A 15944-nucleotide genomic window follows, 5' to 3' on the forward strand; every position below is an offset into this window, starting at 1 on the left:
CGGTCGAAGCCGCCCACATCAAGCTACAACTGGACAAGGCCACTGCCCGCGCCGAGGTGCCGATCAAGGCATCGTGTTATTGCAGGCAGAAAGCGCTGGCGGCTGAGTAGCGCCTAGTCAGGCACCTGTACAGTCTTCTTGTCAGGCCGTGCAAATGAAACGGTAAGTCAATAAACGACGTTCATCCAGAGCCAGAAGTTGGTTCTGAATCATATCGCTGGCGATTTCCCCAAATAGAATCTGTGTCGTAACCGGCATGAGGCTCTTAGTTTTGGGCTTCGAAATTCTCGCGTTAAGCCATTCAAAGCTTTCAGTCGTCAAGTCTTCTTCATCCAATACCTTAAAACCCGCATCTTACAGAAAGCTGGCCATTTCTTTCGGGGTAGCGAGATAACTGATCGAGGCGTCCATAGCCCACGGCATCGGATAACGCCTCCACAGCTCAGGTCATCGCTGCCTGGCATGTCAATTTGTGCTGTTGGCATGCGCATGAGGCGGCCACTGAGCGGATGGAGAACTTTCCCAAGGTGCGTTTGAATACTCGCGCCAAGCGAGATGCGCTTCAGTGCCGAAGCTGCGGCTATATCGGCCAAATTGCCTGGGGCGCTTCGGGCCACCGATGCCCCGCCTGTGTGGCGAAAGGTTGGTAGCCCGATGAGTGGAACAACCTGGGAAGAAGATGAGATCTTTGCGTTGGCAGGCTTCAGACATGACGAGGCAGACATCTTTCGCCTTGTTTTACTCAATGACGTGTTTAAACAATGCGAAGCTCAAGCACCGACAATGATAGCCAATTTCTGAGTGCGGTTTATTCAACGTGATGAGCAAGCTTTCCGTCCCATTCTTCTGTTGAAACTTTGGGTTCCGGCGGGTCTGCAATGTAAGACGGTGTCATTATCTGTGTTCCGTTTTCATTAAACACATCGACAATGTTTTCGCGCAAATCGGACAAAATCTTAGGTAAGCTCGATCCGCGCGAAGTATATGCGTTAATCTCATAATTGATTGCGTAATCAGCAAGCTGCGTCCAAAGGACAAAAGGTTCGGGGCTCTTTCTTAACCCTTGGGTTCGCTGAGCAGCTTCTATCAGCATCGCTTTAATCTTCTTTGGTGGTTCCTCTTATCCGATCCCTACTGTCGTGTGGACCAACAGCCCTCGGCCATCCACTTTGCGCGAATAGTTTACGACCTCGGAGTTGAGCAGCTGTGCATTTGGAATGCTTATCATCTCGTTCTTTATCGACTTGATTAGTGTTTCCATTAAGTTGATCTCGGTTACATCGCCAATTTTGTCGCCAACCTGAATGCGATCACCGACGTTGGTACTGCGCCTGTATATGACAAAAAGGCCGGCCATCATGTTTGAAACAACGGTGTTTGAACCGAGCGAAACCATAATACCCGCCAAAATCGTCAAGCCCTGAAAAGCCTGGGAATCGGAACCAGGGATAACCGGACCTTCTCGATCTGGTTCGGTCGTGTTGCATTAGCTGGTCGCTCTTCCACCTGCTTTTCAAGCCATTCGAAAAGACGCAGCCATTCATTTTGGTTTGAAGACTCGCGTTTACCGTCTATCATCATATCTTCATTCTGCAATATTATTATGGGAGTGTTTCTATGAAAACGACAACTAAGACCCTTATTGCTGCTGCTGTTCTTGCATGCGGAGCGACCGTCGGACATGCCAAAGACAAAAACATTCTGCCAAAGGACAACGCAGAGTTCGTAAACTATGGTGAAGAATCCGGCTGGAACATCTTTGTGGATAAGAGCCGAAATACTTGCCTGATCGAACGGGTAGATGAGAATACCAACGTTGTTCAAATGGGTCTGACCCCAGACAAAGATTTCGGCTACATGGGTGTTTTCACCAAGGCGGACATCGAATTTAAGGATGATAAAGTTGAGCTGCTCATGGACAACAAATTATACTATGGCGATACAACAGCAGCACCGCCAAATTTGGCTGACGGGTATAAGGGCGGCTACCTTCTTGCCAACAATCCTGACTTCGTCACAGACGTGATGGAACGCGAAACGATGATTGTAATGCCGGAGTCTAATTTTGCCTTCGAAATAAGCCTTGCTGGTACTAAGAAGGCGATTGAAGCGGCGCGTGAGTGCAATGCTTCTCTGGCCAACTGATTTGTCTCAATACTTCAAGGCCGTTCACTTTGTGGGCGGCTTTGTTTGTAGCTGTGCGAATCCTGAGTAGCGATTAAGCTTATAACCGAGCTCAGGCTTCAATTTCGATCCATACCGTATTGCAACTTAGACAGTTAGTCCTTTCGCTCCGAAATAACCTTTTTAGGGGCACAAAATTACATCCGCTTCGGGCTCGAAACGGACGCTCAACTAAATCGACAGAAGGTCGGCTCTGCGGAATTTGCCACCATTGGACCGCTTTCACCGGAGGACCGCTCACAGCCCGAAGCAGACATACAAAACTAGACTTTGCAAATCCCGAGAAGCGGACAAAGTGTTATTTCGCTGCGAATGCTCCAGTGTCCGCAATACGAACTTGATACAAGTGATTCCTACTGATCAACTGCACGCTCAAGAAGTGCGTCCAAAACTCTATGATATGCCGGTTGGATCCAGTTCGAGTCCCAGAACCAGAGCCAAATGTCCCGGTCGACTTCGTGCTGAGTGACACGCGTTCCGCCTTCGACAGGCTAAAGAAGCCACTGGTGATCGAAGGTCATGAAGCCCGGTACGCCGCCGCTTTGGTGAAGCTTGCGGTTGTCGGTCAGGGTTAGGATTTTGGCTTTCATGTCTACGACTGACCCGTCTGGGAATTGTACGGAATTAGCGCCAGTAGAGCCTTCGCGATATTGCCTATCCACTGCGACAAAAACCGGGTTCCAGATGGGGTAACTTTCAGTGTCCATCAACACCACCCAGACCGCCTCCGGCGGTGCCTCGACTGCTTCTGTTGCCACAGCAACCGCAGCATTGGCAAAGGCTCCCTGCTGGAAAGGTCTCGGTCGCTCTGGCGGCGTGATACCCTCAACAATCAGATGAAACCCTCTCGAAAAACTAGCATGGCCGACCTCAATGGGTCGACCTTTTGCATCCAGTGTTGCCTCACGTCAGCATTTTACTCGAAGGGTCCTGCGTTTGCCGCGCCTTAACCGCAGTAAGCCACTCAATGGCAACCTTCGTGCCACCAAAGGGATAAAGGTGAACCGCAACATCAGCTAGATTGCGTCGTTGCAGCTCTAGTTCGATCAAGCAGACCAAACGGGAGAAATCAACGATCCCGTCCACGGTGTCACTCACGTTGTTAAGTCCGCCACCCGAAACCCCAAATGAGCGTGCAAACCTGAGCAGGAGATCCCTTTTGGTCGGCCCAGGTATTCCAATTTGGATCGGTTGGCCAATACCCACGTTTCGAAGCTGGCTTATCCAGTTGAGAATTCTGTTGGGATCAAAGGCAAGTTGAGTGGTTATGCTCACGCTGCACCCGCAGGACTCCAGAAGCTTTACCTTTTCTCGTAGTAAGGCCACATCCGAACGATAACCTATGGCTGCGTTTCCCTCTGGAAACCCTGGCAAGGTGACCCTCTTGATCGCGTACTTTTCAATCCACTCGGTTCGAAGGAGATCCATCGTGTTGTTGAATGGCCCCGACGCACTTGATGGGTCACCACCAACGACCATGACTTGTCCTTGTGCGCCCGCAAACTGGAGTTTTTCGGTCAGGTCAAACAAGTGTTTCTTTGACTTAAGGCGGCGAGCTGCAAATATCGGCACCGGCAACAGTCCGGCATCGTCGATCCGGCGCACCGTTCGCAGCCTGTCGTAATCATCCTCATCGTTCAGCCAGGCCACATTCACAGGGGTTCTCGCAGGAATAAGGGGTGCGGTTGTTGTGAGATCCGCAATCGTCTTTCCTGTCGCCTCAAGTGAATAGAAATTCAAATCCATCAAGGAAACCATCCTTTGAAAGGGCTGAGAATTCATTGGGAGGGCGGTTGGCTAGAACCCGTGCATTCGTTTGGCCCATTGGTATCCAACAATCAGGCCCTTCATGACCGGCAGCAGTGCCAAGGCACCGACTACTGCGATGACCGACATGCTCAATGCCAAGACCCAAGGTTCTGGCCTCCATGTCACCCATGCGATGTGCAATGCGAACCCCATAAGGTGGCCTACGATCAGGATCGTAAGATAAGCCGGACCATCATCAGCCCGCTGGTGGCTCAGATCCAAACCGCAACTCGAGCACTCATCGTTCACTTTGATGTAGCTATGCAGCAGTTTTCCTTCCCCGCACTTGGGGCACTTGAGGCGCATCCCATTCATGATCGCGGGTTTGATGGGGCGCTCTTCGCTGTCGTCGTGGGCGTCAATTGCAAGTTCGGACATCTTTGATCTCCTTCGGTTGCGCCTCAGATAGTTCATCTTCAGACGCAATGCAATCAATAGCCAATCAATATGATGGCACATGCGACAATATGTTGAAATTCGCCTGTAATAATGATAAAGGTGACAGGCACAATCTTATATATTGAATGGGATGATGCCTTGAAGTCATGGACGCCGAATCTGCGCGACAACGGGAAACCACTCTATGTCCAGATCGCGGAAGCGCTCAGACATGATATAGAGACAGGAGTGCTTGATGCAGGTGACAGGCTTCCGCCTCAACGCAGCGTCGCCAAGCTTGTTGGCTTGGATTTCACAACTGTCTCTCGCGGATATTCTGAGGCTGCGAAGCGAGGGTATATCGACACTTTTGTCGGCCGCGGCTCGTTTGTCCGGAAACCAGAAGAAACTTCAGAAAAAGCAGACCCACGCCGCGCGCTGGAAGAAGACCCGAACATGAACATGCCCCCAGAGCCAGATGATCCGGTTCTGGTGGCCCGTATGGAACAAGGCCTCACACATGTTGCTGCGAACCTCGTTCCTCTGCTTCGCTACCAATCTATTATCGGCAGCCGGCAGGATCGGGAGACCGCAGCACGCTGGATGAACATCAACGGTATCGACGTTACCGCAGACCAATTGGCAATCACGCCTGGCGCACATGCCAGTTTGCTGTCGATCCTGACATTGCTCACCAAGCCCGGAGACACCGTGATCTGTGAGCGCGTGACCTATCCCGGTATTCGTGCCATCGCGGCCCAACTCGGTATTCGGCTAATTGGCGTGAGATCAGACGACAGCGGTATTCTCCCTGATGAATTGGATGCCGCTATCCAAGAGCACGCACCTTCTGCTCTTTATCTGAACCCGACGCTGCAAAATCCACTGACGCTTACAATTCCGATGGAGAGACGCCAGCAGATCGCGTCCGTTTTGGACAAGTACGGTTTGCCTTTGATTGAAGATGAAGCTTGTCGTTTCGTGTCGTCGGATGCGCCACCGCCTATCTCACAGCAGATCCCCGAATTGGGGTGGTACATCGCGGGTCTTTCGAAATGTCTGGGCGCTGGTTTGAGGCTTGCGCTTACGGTGGTTCCGTCCGGGCTGTCGAAAACCCACTTCACGCGGGCCTTGCAGGCATCGAATGTCATGGCGTCACCAATCACAACAGCTTTGATGGCGCGATGGATTGAGGATGGCACAGCCGCGGCGGTGCAGAAGTTCGTCCGCAAGGAGGCGAACCGCAGACAGGGCTTGGCGGCCAAGATTATGCAGGACCAAGACTTCGTCGGCAGCAACGAAGCATTCAATATCTGGCTCAAGCTGCCCGAAGGATCGAGCCGAGCTGACGTGATGAGCCACATGGCCAATCGTCAAGTCGGGGTTATGCCCAGCAATGCCTTTACCGTAACAGGTGCACCCGACGAAGCGGTCAGGGTGTGCCTGGGAGGGCCAATCTCATACAGCCAGCTGACTGAAGATCTCGAGGCGTTAAACTATGCGATTACCCATCAGAATTGGGTTCCCTAGGCTGTTAGGCCGTGCCGAAAACCGAAGCGACTTTCGTCTCAGTTATTCAACTTGCTTTATGATTACTGCTTATTTTTATACACTTAGTACCAGATTGGTAAATCGTTGAATGTCTGCTGATCTGACAGGTCGATGCTGAACAATGACGTGCCAGTAGAGCGGTGCGATAAACATATCCAGGATCATTTGCCGATCTGTGTCTTTTTTCAGTTCGCCACGCTCAATAGCTCTGTCCAGCATAACCATTGCCTGGGCCCGGCGGTCCCTCGTCACACTCTCCAGCAATTCTGCCAACTCATTAGAGCGAGCGTGCTCAGCATGCAGATCCGGCAGAATCCGCCTCACAAGCGGATGACGCAGAGTTGCAGCCATTCTGCGCATAAACCTGGCAACGTCCTTCTCAAAAGATCCTGTGTCCGGAATTGGAGTGATATTCGTGGCCGCTGATTTCACCGCTTCGGTCACCAGTTCAAACTTGGATTTGCTCCGTCGATAGAGCGCCGCCTTTCCGACGCCTGGGCGCGGGGTATTTCAGCAGGTTCCACTACGAAAGCTGGTCCCGAATGCCCGGAGCGGTCCCGATTGCATCCTGCAACCGTGATATCAACAAGGCGAAAGAAACGGGACTGGCCGCTTACGATGATCTGTCAAAAATGCTGAAGGCGCAAAAACCAGATCTCGTGGACATTATCCTTCCACCTGTGGCGCAGGCCGACGCCATCCGAACGGCACTGCGCTCTGGAATAAAGTGGTTGATCTGCCAAAAGCCATTTTGCTTGTCTCTGAATGAAGCTGAGAAGATCGTCTCCGAGGCTGAAGCAGTTGGGGCAACTATAGTTGTACACGAGAACTTTCGCTTCCAGCCTTGGTATCGCGCAATCAAAGAGGCGATGACCGAGGGTCGAATTGGAACCCCTCTACAAGCGACTTTCCGGCTTCGGCCCGGTGACGGACAGGGTCCACGCGCCTACCTTGACCGGCAGCCGTACTTTCAGGAAATGCCGCGGTTCCTGGTTCATGAAACAGCGGTCCACTGGGTAGACACATTCCGATTTTTGTTTGGTGCGCCCAACGCAGTTTATGCGGACTTGCGCCAAGTTAACCCCGTTATCGCGGGGGAGGATGCAGGTTTCATCCTGTTTGACCACCCCAACGGTTTGAAAGCTCTGTTCGATGGCAACAGGTGCCTTGACCACAGTGCAGAAAACCTGCGTCAGACCATGGGCGAGGCTCTCATCGAAGGAACCGAAGGATCACTGGTTTTTAACGGCGACGTTTCAGTTAACTTCCGCGCTTTTGGAAAACAGGAGCGACAGCAGGTTTTACCTCCGAGCAATCATGATGGGTTTGGAGGAGACTGCGTACACGCCTTGCAAAGTCACGTCGTTTCAGGGCTTGTAAAGGGCACGCCGCTGGAAAACACGGCTCGAGACTATTTGGACGTGATCCGCATCGAAGAGAGCTTCTATCTCTCGGCCGCGGAGGGACGAAAGATCAACCTGGAGACGCCGTGAAGGATCAGGACGCAAAAACTCTTTCCAATACGCAACGCGCTGTTAGGGATTTGCGACAGATGATCCTGTCCGGCGAACTTGCAGCCGGAACTGACCATTTGGAATCGGAGCTCGCCGAGACCCTTGGCATGTCGCGCACCCCGATACGGGAAGCTGCACTGATGTTGGAAAGTAAGCGGTTGTTAGAAATGCGGCCCCGCAAGGGTGTGCGGATACTGCCTGTTTCATCAGATGATATGCGTGAAATTTACAACATACTGACGGAACTCGAGAGTCTCGCAGCGCAGCGCGCTGCCGAAGCGGGCTATTCCGAAGATGAACTGGCGGTACTTGCTGGATCAATTGCAAAGATGGACCAAGCCATCGAAGCCGAAGACCTTGAAGCCTGGGCCGAGGCCGACGAGTTGTTTCGTCAGCAGCTCGTTCGGTTGGGCGGCAACAAACGGGTCGAAGCGATTGTTGCCATGATGAGCGACCAGGTGCGCCGCGCGCGCGCAACGACGTTGTTCATCAGGCCCCTACCCGTCAAATCCAATGAAGATCACCGAGTCGTTTTCCAAGCGATTAGTGAAGGTCGACCGGATGTTGCCCGTGAACGCCATCGAGAACACAGGCTGCAAGCACAGGCTATGCTTTGCGGGATACTCGAAAAGCATCGGCTCAACAGCCTCTGATCTTCTCGTATCCGGTCGTTAGTCAACTAAAGTAACTGCCTGTTTTCGGCATTGAAGGCGCTCCGAGTGCTTGTCTACCACGGCAACCCGCAGTTGCCTCCGGCTGCTCTGATTTTCTTTTTTCTAGTCGCTCAAACAATCAATGCATCGATTGGGGTTGCGATAGTGCGATTTCGTATTAATTTAGTTCGATATCGTACTATTTGAGAGTCAAGATGCCAAACCGAAGACGTTTTCTCAAGATTCTAGGCGGAGGCACGATACTGGCGGCAACGGGCGCGGTTGCGTTCCTCGCTACACGCACGCCGCATGACGCGCTGGCTCCGTGGACGCCGAAATCTTATGACGACCCACGCAAAGCCGCCTTGTCCTACGCGATTCTCGCCCCCAATCCACACAACTTGCAACCTTGGCTGGTCGAATTGGTTGGGCAAGACAAGGTGCGCATCCACCGTGATACAGATCGCGAGCTTCCGGAAACCGATCCATACCACCGCCAACTCTATATTGGCCTCGGTGCATTTGTTGAGACGATGGTTCTGGCGGCAGGTGCACAGGGATTTGAAACCGAGGTCAAGTTACTACCAAATGGAGATGACGGACCTATCGCAGAAGCAGTGTTTGTTCCTGGCGGAGCGCACGATCCACTCTCAGATCAAATCCTTAACCGACATTCAAACAAGGAACCGTACACTGAACAGCGCCTCTCTGCCGATCAAGTGTCTACGCTTGGCAACTATGCCACTTTGATAACCGACGAAGATTTGGTGGCCCGTATTCGAGAACTTACGAAACGCGCTTTCGAAATCGAAATGCGAACACCGCAGACCTTGAAAGAATCCGTCGACCTGATGCGGATCGGGAAAACAGAAATCAACTCCAACCCGGACGGGATTGAGTTACGCGATCCGTTTCTGGAAACGCTGCGACTTACTGGCCTATTGGACAATGAGACTCTGATGAACGTTGACCACCCCGGTACTCAGTCACACATGCGAGGCTACTTCGCCATGCTAGACGCGACGCCGCAATACGCAGTCCTCACGACAGCCACAAATACGCGAAGCGATCAACTCGATGCCGGGCGTCAATTGATGCGTTTTTACCTGAAGACAACCGAAATGGGCCTGGGCGTTCATCCGGTCAGTCAGGCACTTCAGGAATATCCTGAGATGGCCGATGAATACGCTCTCGCGCATGAGCTTCTTGCGTCACCGGGCCACACGGTGCAAATGTTGCTGCGTTTGGGGTATGGACCCGAGCCAATCGCCACACCCCGCTGGCCGCTGGAGACACGAATTCTGAATGAAGCCTGAAGATGAGACCAACGAAGTCTACCGGTTCTTCACCGAGGTCGGGATCATCAATCAGTTGATCTCGACCAAGCTTGAAGCGTTCTTACCTGGTCGAATGACAGCGACTCAATTTGGAATTTTGGGCCATCTGGTGCGGCGTCCCGAGGGAGAAACTCCACTGCAACTCTCAAACGCGTTTCAGGTGCCCAAGACTTCGATGACGCATATGCTCGCCAGCCTTGAAAATCATAACTTGATCACTCTTGAGACCAACCCAAAGGACAAGCGTTCGAAAATTGCCCGGTCGACGCCGCATGGCGCAGAGTTTCTGAAAACTTGTATGGATCGGATGTCGACAGCTCTTGGTCCGATGTTGTCCGAACTCGGGCCCGAACCGTTTCATGAGTCTTTGCCTAATCTGGCACTCATTCGCGAAACTTTGGACAGTGAGCGCGACTAGCGGAAACCTGCGTCGACCCAAGCAAACAGAAAAGCTCTCAGAACATCATGCAATCCGCGCCCGGCGGCAGCGGCGGTGATCCTTCTGGCAAGGTGGGCGTGTAGTCAAATGTCACAATCTTCGCGCCGCCATCGAATGCCACGAACAGTTGGTTGGATCCCGGCCTAATGGCGATGCCTTCTGGGTCGGTTCCGAACTCCAACAAGCTTTGCTGGGCGAGAAGCTGGCCATCTGCCGTGAACTCATACAGGCTATTTGACCCTTCCCAGTCGTCAACTATCAGCATGTGGCCGGTACGCGGATCAATCGCGATACCCTGCGCCTCGCTCAAGGGCGGAGAGAGCTTCATGGTATCCAATCTCGCCGCCAGAGTGCCCTCGGTGGTGAACCAGGACAACCGTTCAGGGTCATCCTCGACAGTCACGATCTGTCCCGCGGCGTTGACTGCAATTCCTTCCGTATCCGCAAACCCACCTTCCAATTCGAAAGGCGCTCCCAGGGGTGATCCATCCTTGGTGACACGTTGAAGACTGCCGAGACCATCACCCAGCAACAAGTGATCCCCTTCAACAGCAATTGCTTTGATCCGAAAAAGATCGCTGGATATTCGGCGCAACTCATCCCCTTGCAATGTAACGAGAATTGCTTCGGACCCCTCGTTGGCAATCCACAAGCCACAAAACGTTGGATCGTAGTCAAGGCTTGCGGGTTGGTTGAGCTCGTAGCGCCCAGTTTCGCGAAGCTCCAATGCCGTGGCCGGAGAAGCCCCAGCGCAGATCAGTAAGGCTATGGTTCTTGCAAACACTCAGGATGCTCCCGGAAAGGTATGTTGTTTTGAATACATATACCTGACTATTGCGCCCCTTCGGTGAGAAAGAACAGTTCAATGGGCTGAGCAAGGCCACGTATTTCGTGATCCCCACAGCTAACGAACATGTTCGGTGCAGCACTTGCAACGGCTGACGTCGCCAACACTCTCCGACCAATTGATTTTGTTAAGTTTTCAATTCGGCTTGCGACGTTCACCGCACCGCCCAAAACTGTAAAATCAAGCCTGCCGGGGCTGCCGATGTTACCGTAGCTGACCTGCCCAACGTTGATCCCAATTCCAATGTCCAAGGGCGGTTTTTGGAACTCGTCTCGTCTAGTGTTGAGAGCTTTCAAACCACTCAGCACACTCTGCGCTGCAAGAGCCGCCATTCTGCAACGGTCGGCATGGTTTTTTTGAGCTTCAATAGTGAAGATCGACAGGATGCCATCACCCATGAACTTGAGGACGTCTCCACCGTTGTCTTCTACGGCTTTGACCACCAGATCAAAATAGTCGCTGAGCGTGTCGAAGACTTCTTCTTCCGAAGAGGTTTCGGAAAGTGCCGTAAAGCCTCGCAGATCAGAGAACATAACCACGGCATCCAGAGTTGTTCGCTCACCGCGCTTGATGTTGCCGCTCCAGACTGCCTCGGAAGGCCCATCTCCTAAATAGGTTCGAAGTAGACCTTTAGACGATTTTCGCATCGTCACAGGTTCCAGAGCGGAAGAAAGGGCAGGTAAGACCGCTTCAATCAGCCTTAGATGTTCCGGCGAGAATCCATCCAGCGCCTGTGTAACGAACGTACAACCATGCAGCGATCCATCACCGTAATAAAGCAAAGTAGCGTAGTAGTCGGTGCCGCCTTGCTCTGCAAATTCCAAATAGGATGAATGCTCTGTTTCTGAGTCCAGTTGCAGGAGACTTTTGTGAAGCGGCTTTCTATTCGCCAGAATATACTCGAATGAGCTCCCAACATAACCATCCGTCAACGTCGTCTCATGTGTGACATCGTAGCTGTCGGTGCCGTTGGGCGTCCAAACCACGCCCCAAGCAATAAGCAGTGGATTGGCAAAGCGCTGGCCAATGTTTGCTCGCCACAGCGGAACTCCGGCTTCGAGCAAGGAAGAACAAAACTGTGACACCACCTTTACGGGATCGCCGGAGCGACGACCTTCTGTAATCATCCATTCGGTTAGTCGAGTGACTTCTTCCATGTACCCAAGTTAGTCGCTTGCAAAGGATGAGCAAAGACTATTGGAATTGCATTGTCGCTTACATTTTTTGAGCCGCCTGATCTGATTGGTTCAACAGAAGATTGCAGCCCCTCGCTTGGGCGAACTTCAGTAGAATCCAATCTCGCTGACGTCTACGCGGGCCTCGTGATCGCGCCCGTAGGCTACAACTCCAAGTGAGGTGATTGCGTCCGCAACAGGAGCAGCGCGCAACATGGCACCTGAAGCCTTGAAGCCTGACAGAGGCAAATAAACTTCTGTCCATTCGTTAGAAGTTGCAAACTCGGCCTGATAGTATTGCCACGGAAGCACCGTACCACGTGTTCTGAGGTGAACGAAGTATTGCTCGCCGTTCCCCCGTACCAATAACCTGACGCCTGATACACCCTCATCTGGTCGATCAGACAACTTGCGTCGGAACTGGATGAAGCCCCCGTTGTTTTCTGTACTCACGGTTCCGGTCAGCCGCGCGAATGCGACATCACCTTCCGAACGAAACTGCACCTGCCCTGAAGAAACCCCTCCCATGACGGTGTCGGCAACGTAGTCCCAACGCGTCTCCGGAGACTTGGAGAAGTCTTCAGTCAGTTTTCCATCAGCCTGAGCCATTGTGCATCCGATGATAACAAGACCTGAAACAAGTCCAATGAAGTTGGCACGCATATTGTTCCTTCTCAGTTCAGTATCGCAATGGAAAGGTTCAGCGCCGTGGCAAATGCAACCCATGCAAAGTACAGCAGGAAAGACAGTGCGGAGACCCGATCTGAATTCCTAACCTGAGTGATGAACATGACGATGACAGCCAACAACGCGACAATGACCACAAGGGCAAACCACGGCAGTTGCAGTACGAAAAAGGTTGGGGACCATAAAAAGTTCAGACCCATCTGCGCCCACCACAGCTTCATGGCGGTCGAGCTTCGGTCTGTTTCGAACTGGCGCCAACCCGCCATGGCGATCAAGACATAAAGCACCGTCCAAACCGGCCCAAAAATCCAATTTGGTGGATTGAAAGCCGGTTTGGAGAGCTGCGCATACCATTCGCCGGGTGCGGTCAGTGTACCGATCAGAATGCCGCCTCCCAACATGAGCGCAAGGAATGTTATGCGGACCAACCAATTCGACATTGTGGGAAAGCTCTCAGCAGTCCTTGGTCGTCACGTTGACAAGTGCTTCGGAAGAGAAGGTCGCCGTGCTGGTCTTATCCGCATCAGTATACGACACCGTGGCGCCTTCGATCTCCGCCCCCGTTACGGTGATTTCGCGTTGCCCGATAGTGTCATCTACATCGATGGTAAAGGCGAGTTTGCCCCCGGCTGCGAGGGAGGCGATCTCAAGCTCTATGGTATCTTGTCCGTCCACGACCGCTGGAATTTGCCGCAGAGCATCCGCACCCTCAACGAATTCAAGCGGTTGGAAGACCTCTACCCCCGCACCCTTTTCGGTAACGTCGAAAATCAAACGTCCGGCAGATTGCGACAAGTCAATTTTGACGGTCGAGGCTTCTACTTCGCAAGCTCCGACATTTGTCAGAACAAAACGGTCTTTGGGTGCGCCTTCTATAAAGCGAATTTGTACACCAGCTTGAAGCGAGGTGGCTGTGAAAAGTCCAAGGGTCGCCGCAAGAATACTCTTAGGGAGCATATTTATCTCCTAACTAAAGGGTTCTTGATAGATACGCTTCGACGGGTTTCATGGATCAGACTTATACCCTTTGGCCATCGTGGTTTAGCCGACAGGGCCTTTCGAAGTTCCATGCACCGCTGTCAAAACGGTTAAGTCAAAACATGCCATTGTCATTCTCGCTGTTTGCTGGAACTTCCTGAAGGACGTCCCAGTGTTCGACAACTTTGCCATCAGCATCCAGGCGAAAAATATCTATCCCTGCGTACGCGAGACCATCGGGCCAGATTTGATGGCAATGCAGAATAACGTGGTCGTCTTCAGCAAAGGCACGTTTGATATCCACACGCTTACCCGGGTATTCGGCGGCCATGCGCTCGAAGTACTCGACAAAGGCTTGCTTGCCGTCGCCAACATGCGGGTTGTGCTGCGTATAGGTTTCCCCAACAAAGGTTGCGATGGCCTCGGCAGGTCGACACTCGTTGAACATCATTTCATAGAAAGCGATGACGTTTTTCTTGTTTGTTTTGAGGTCCGGCATACTGATCTCCAAATTGACGTTTGCGCCGCCCAAAAAATGTTGGTCCGCGTAATTCTTGGAAGCAACCTGGCAAAGATCTCGACCACTAATCGGCAAGAAGTAACGAGCTTGATTTTGCGTTGCGACTATTTCGCGGGTTAGCTACTTATTCGGTTTCTTCGAAGTCAATATGAATATGATTTCCATCAGGATCGGCCACATGGATTTGCACCATTCCAGCCCCCGGGACATCAGTTTTGCGATACTGGATCTGACACGAGATCAGTTTTTCTTCGAATGCTCTCAACCCTGTGGCTGAGAGCGCAAAATGCTCGAGCTTGAGCTTCACTTCGGAGCCGACATTAGGCGTTCCTTCGTGACCCACAAGGTGAACCACGGCGTAATCACCCGCATACAACCAAGCTCCGGGAAACGGAAAATCAGGGCGGGTCCCAAGTTTTAAACCCAAGACCTCTTCATACCAAGTAACCATCTCAGGCAACCTAGTCGTCACGATATTCACATGATCCAGCCGCTCAATTCTCATCTAAAAACCCTCAAGTACCAGCTTGCCTTTGGCCTTGCCGCTTTCAAGGATAGCATGCGCTTTCTTTAAGTTTGTAGCATTGATCCTACCAAGTGTATCGGTCGCTGTGGATCTGATCTTTCCGTCATCTATCAACCCGGCGACCTGATTCAGGATTTCGCTTTGACGGTTCATATCTCCAGTCCCAAAAAGCGACCGAGTGTACATGAACTCCCAATGCAATGAGATCGATTTGGGTTTGAACGGCGCGATGTCGAAGGTTTCAGGATCATCGATCAACCCAAAGCGACCTTGGGGTGTCATCACCTCTCCAGCTTGGGAAGCATAAAGCTGGGAATGGTTTGTCGAATAAATGAAATCCACGCTGTCGATACCGAGAGCGCCGAGTTGTGTGCCAAAAGGTTCCGCATGGTTGATGACATGGTGTGCGCCTAGCTCTCGAACCCAGTCTTGTGTCTCGGGTCGGGACGCCGTCGCTATCACTGTCAATTCAGTGAGAGCCCGTGCCAATTGAATGGTGATTGACCCGACACCGCCTGCGCCACCAATAACCAGCAACGTGTTGGTCCCGCCGGAAACGGCATCTTGAACTCGCAAGCGGTCGAACAGCATCTCAAAGGCAGTAAGTGTCGTTAGCGGCATCGCCGCAGCTGCTTTTGCAGGTATGGATTTTGGCGCTGACCCGACGATACGTTCATCTACCAGATGAAACTCAGCATTGGTCCCCGATCTGTTTATTGCCCCGGCGTACCAAACTGTATCTCCCGGACTGAAAGTCTCAACCGTTTCGCCAACTGCTTCGACGATCCCTACTGCGTCCCATCCCAGAATATCAGGTGCTGGACCTACAGGAGCACGTTTTTGACGAATTTTCGTATCGACTGGGTTCACTGACACGGCCTGCACCTTCACCAACAAGTCGTGCCCTTTCGGCGTCGGTTTGTCGGCCTCGAAGTCGATTAAGGCGTCCGCCCGATCAATCGACCCTGTCTCACGGTATCCCACGGCTTTCATAACGTGCTCCTTTGTCCGGTTCTCTATCAACCGATGACTGTCATCTCATTCAACGTGAATTCTGCAACGGCGCCCTCTGTTGCTTCAAGGTAAGCCGCAAGATGCTGAGCACCCATGTGGGTTTGCCAAAGCTCTCGGCTTTCCCAGTTTTCGTAGAACACGAAATGAGCCGGGTTATCGTTGTCCTGATGCAGGTCGTAGTTGATGCAACCCTTTTCGGCACGAGTTATGTCGATGAGTTTGATGAGCTCGGCCTTCACGAGGTCAATCTTGTCGGGGTTGGCTTTGATGTTGGCGACGATTGTCAGCTTGGCCATTGGAATAGGTCCCTTGTGTTCTTGAGAGATGCGCTA

General features: G+C 52.3%; 21 protein-coding genes. 6 read left to right on the plus strand and 15 right to left on the minus strand.

Annotated features, from left to right (window positions below; all coding sequences use genetic code 11):
* Window positions 1–808 precede the first annotated feature (808 nt).
* Both ACR0ER_RS20765 and ACR0ER_RS20770 read right to left on the minus strand, forming a co-directional pair.
* The gene (locus ACR0ER_RS20765; protein WP_480770630.1) at window positions 809–1102 is read right to left on the minus strand and encodes a hypothetical protein; all 294 of its coding nucleotides are present in this window, start codon (window positions 1100–1102) and stop codon (window positions 809–811) included.
* An 18-nt stretch (window positions 1103–1120) separates the two neighbouring features.
* Window positions 1121–1417 (minus strand): mechanosensitive ion channel domain-containing protein, encoded by a 297-nt coding sequence (locus ACR0ER_RS20770; RefSeq protein WP_480770578.1) that lies wholly within the window; start codon window positions 1415–1417, stop codon window positions 1121–1123.
* A 200-nt stretch (window positions 1418–1617) separates the two neighbouring features.
* Between ACR0ER_RS20770 and ACR0ER_RS20775 the strand changes: the two genes are divergently transcribed.
* Complete coding sequence (locus tag ACR0ER_RS20775) at window positions 1618–2145, plus strand: hypothetical protein (RefSeq protein ID WP_480770579.1); 528 nt, start codon at window positions 1618–1620, stop codon at window positions 2143–2145.
* A gap of 530 nt (window positions 2146–2675) precedes the next feature.
* On the opposite strand, the gene ACR0ER_RS20780 is transcribed toward ACR0ER_RS20775, so the two are convergent.
* From ACR0ER_RS20780 to ACR0ER_RS20790, 3 genes are all read right to left on the minus strand, one after another.
* Entirely contained in the window at window positions 2676–2942 is a 267-nt protein-coding gene (locus ACR0ER_RS20780) for a hypothetical protein (protein ID WP_480770580.1), read from the minus strand.
* 145 nt (window positions 2943–3087) lie between these two features.
* Window positions 3088–3930 carry a methylenetetrahydrofolate reductase gene (locus ACR0ER_RS20785; RefSeq protein ID WP_480770581.1) on the minus strand — a complete coding sequence of 281 codons (843 nt, stop codon included), beginning with the start codon at window positions 3928–3930 and terminating at the stop codon, window positions 3088–3090.
* A 51-nt stretch (window positions 3931–3981) separates the two neighbouring features.
* Window positions 3982–4371, minus strand: coding sequence for a DUF983 domain-containing protein (locus ACR0ER_RS20790; RefSeq protein ID WP_480770582.1), 390 nt, complete (start codon window positions 4369–4371; stop codon window positions 3982–3984).
* Between the two features lie 159 nt (window positions 4372–4530).
* On the opposite strand from ACR0ER_RS20790, the gene ACR0ER_RS20795 reads away from it, so the two are divergent.
* Window positions 4531–5901, plus strand: a complete 1371-nt coding sequence (locus ACR0ER_RS20795) for an aminotransferase-like domain-containing protein (protein WP_480770583.1) — start codon at window positions 4531–4533, stop codon at window positions 5899–5901.
* Window positions 5902–5976: 75 nt separating this feature from the next.
* On the opposite strand, the gene ACR0ER_RS20800 is transcribed toward ACR0ER_RS20795, so the two are convergent.
* Window positions 5977–6366, minus strand: coding sequence for a TetR-like C-terminal domain-containing protein (locus ACR0ER_RS20800; protein WP_480770584.1), 390 nt, complete (start codon window positions 6364–6366; stop codon window positions 5977–5979).
* 50 nt (window positions 6367–6416) lie between these two features.
* On the opposite strand from ACR0ER_RS20800, the gene ACR0ER_RS20805 reads away from it, so the two are divergent.
* From ACR0ER_RS20805 to ACR0ER_RS20820, 4 genes are all read left to right on the plus strand, one after another.
* The gene (locus ACR0ER_RS20805; RefSeq protein ID WP_480770631.1) at window positions 6417–7415 is read left to right on the plus strand and encodes a Gfo/Idh/MocA family protein; all 999 of its coding nucleotides are present in this window, start codon (window positions 6417–6419) and stop codon (window positions 7413–7415) included.
* The gene (locus ACR0ER_RS20810; protein WP_480770585.1) at window positions 7412–8089 is read left to right on the plus strand and encodes a GntR family transcriptional regulator; all 678 of its coding nucleotides are present in this window, start codon (window positions 7412–7414) and stop codon (window positions 8087–8089) included. Before ACR0ER_RS20805 ends, ACR0ER_RS20810 begins: the two co-directional genes overlap by 4 nt.
* 215 nt (window positions 8090–8304) lie before the next feature.
* A complete protein-coding gene (locus tag ACR0ER_RS20815; protein WP_480770586.1) occupies window positions 8305–9405 on the plus strand; it encodes an Acg family FMN-binding oxidoreductase in 1101 nt (366 codons plus the stop codon).
* Entirely contained in the window at window positions 9395–9844 is a 450-nt protein-coding gene (locus ACR0ER_RS20820; RefSeq protein WP_480770587.1) for a MarR family winged helix-turn-helix transcriptional regulator, read from the plus strand. The genes ACR0ER_RS20815 and ACR0ER_RS20820 overlap by 11 nt, the downstream gene beginning before the upstream one ends.
* 37 nt (window positions 9845–9881) lie before the next feature.
* On the opposite strand, the gene ACR0ER_RS20825 is transcribed toward ACR0ER_RS20820, so the two are convergent.
* From ACR0ER_RS20825 to ACR0ER_RS20865, 9 genes are all read right to left on the minus strand, one after another.
* Window positions 9882–10649 carry an SdiA-regulated/phytase-like domain-containing protein gene (locus ACR0ER_RS20825; protein WP_480770588.1) on the minus strand — a complete coding sequence of 256 codons (768 nt, stop codon included), beginning with the start codon at window positions 10647–10649 and terminating at the stop codon, window positions 9882–9884.
* A gap of 47 nt (window positions 10650–10696) precedes the next feature.
* Window positions 10697–11869, minus strand: coding sequence for an adenylate/guanylate cyclase domain-containing protein (locus ACR0ER_RS20830; RefSeq protein ID WP_480770589.1), 1173 nt, complete (start codon window positions 11867–11869; stop codon window positions 10697–10699).
* 126 nt (window positions 11870–11995) lie between these two features.
* Window positions 11996–12550, minus strand: coding sequence for a CIA30 family protein (locus tag ACR0ER_RS20835; RefSeq protein WP_480770590.1), 555 nt, complete (start codon window positions 12548–12550; stop codon window positions 11996–11998).
* 11 nt (window positions 12551–12561) lie between these two features.
* On the minus strand, window positions 12562–13014 hold the full coding sequence (locus ACR0ER_RS20840) for a TspO/MBR family protein (RefSeq protein ID WP_480770591.1): 453 nt from the start codon (window positions 13012–13014) through the stop codon (window positions 12562–12564).
* 13 nt (window positions 13015–13027) lie between these two features.
* The gene (locus ACR0ER_RS20845; protein ID WP_480770592.1) at window positions 13028–13531 is read right to left on the minus strand and encodes an aggregation factor core; all 504 of its coding nucleotides are present in this window, start codon (window positions 13529–13531) and stop codon (window positions 13028–13030) included.
* Window positions 13532–13667: 136 nt separating this feature from the next.
* Window positions 13668–14051: a nuclear transport factor 2 family protein gene (locus ACR0ER_RS20850; RefSeq protein WP_480770632.1), complete on the minus strand. Its 384-nt coding sequence runs from the start codon at window positions 14049–14051 to the stop codon at window positions 13668–13670.
* Between the two features lie 145 nt (window positions 14052–14196).
* Window positions 14197–14577 carry a VOC family protein gene (locus ACR0ER_RS20855; RefSeq protein WP_480770593.1) on the minus strand — a complete coding sequence of 127 codons (381 nt, stop codon included), beginning with the start codon at window positions 14575–14577 and terminating at the stop codon, window positions 14197–14199.
* A complete protein-coding gene (locus tag ACR0ER_RS20860; RefSeq protein ID WP_480770594.1) occupies window positions 14578–15621 on the minus strand; it encodes a zinc-binding alcohol dehydrogenase family protein in 1044 nt (347 codons plus the stop codon).
* Entirely contained in the window at window positions 15618–15908 is a 291-nt protein-coding gene (locus ACR0ER_RS20865) for a putative quinol monooxygenase (protein ID WP_480770595.1), read from the minus strand. The genes ACR0ER_RS20860 and ACR0ER_RS20865 overlap by 4 nt, the downstream gene beginning before the upstream one ends.
* Window positions 15909–15944: the final 36 nt, after the last annotated feature.

It is taken from the genome of Ruegeria sp. CH8, assembly GCF_056536985.1.

Bases quoted from the DNA above. Each gene is read 5' to 3' on its own strand.
- ACR0ER_RS20775 (WP_480770579.1), top strand. From the start codon at position 1,618: ATGAAAACGACAACTAAGACCCTTATTGCTGCTGCTGTTCTTGCATGC.
- ACR0ER_RS20785 (WP_480770581.1), bottom strand. From the start codon at position 3,930: ATGGATTTGAATTTCTATTCACTTGAGGCGACAGGAAAGACGATTGCG.
- ACR0ER_RS20790 (WP_480770582.1), bottom strand. From the start codon at position 4,371: ATGTCCGAACTTGCAATTGACGCCCACGACGACAGCGAAGAGCGCCCC.
- ACR0ER_RS20815 (WP_480770586.1), top strand. From the start codon at position 8,305: ATGCCAAACCGAAGACGTTTTCTCAAGATTCTAGGCGGAGGCACGATA.
- ACR0ER_RS20820 (WP_480770587.1), top strand. From the start codon at position 9,395: ATGAAGCCTGAAGATGAGACCAACGAAGTCTACCGGTTCTTCACCGAG.
- ACR0ER_RS20830 (WP_480770589.1), bottom strand. From the start codon at position 11,869: ATGGAAGAAGTCACTCGACTAACCGAATGGATGATTACAGAAGGTCGT.
- ACR0ER_RS20835 (WP_480770590.1), bottom strand. From the start codon at position 12,550: ATGCGTGCCAACTTCATTGGACTTGTTTCAGGTCTTGTTATCATCGGA.
- ACR0ER_RS20840 (WP_480770591.1), bottom strand. From the start codon at position 13,014: ATGTCGAATTGGTTGGTCCGCATAACATTCCTTGCGCTCATGTTGGGA.
- ACR0ER_RS20845 (WP_480770592.1), bottom strand. From the start codon at position 13,531: ATGCTCCCTAAGAGTATTCTTGCGGCGACCCTTGGACTTTTCACAGCC.
- ACR0ER_RS20850 (WP_480770632.1), bottom strand. From the start codon at position 14,051: ATGCCGGACCTCAAAACAAACAAGAAAAACGTCATCGCTTTCTATGAA.
- ACR0ER_RS20855 (WP_480770593.1), bottom strand. From the start codon at position 14,577: ATGAGAATTGAGCGGCTGGATCATGTGAATATCGTGACGACTAGGTTG.
- ACR0ER_RS20865 (WP_480770595.1), bottom strand. From the start codon at position 15,908: ATGGCCAAGCTGACAATCGTCGCCAACATCAAAGCCAACCCCGACAAG.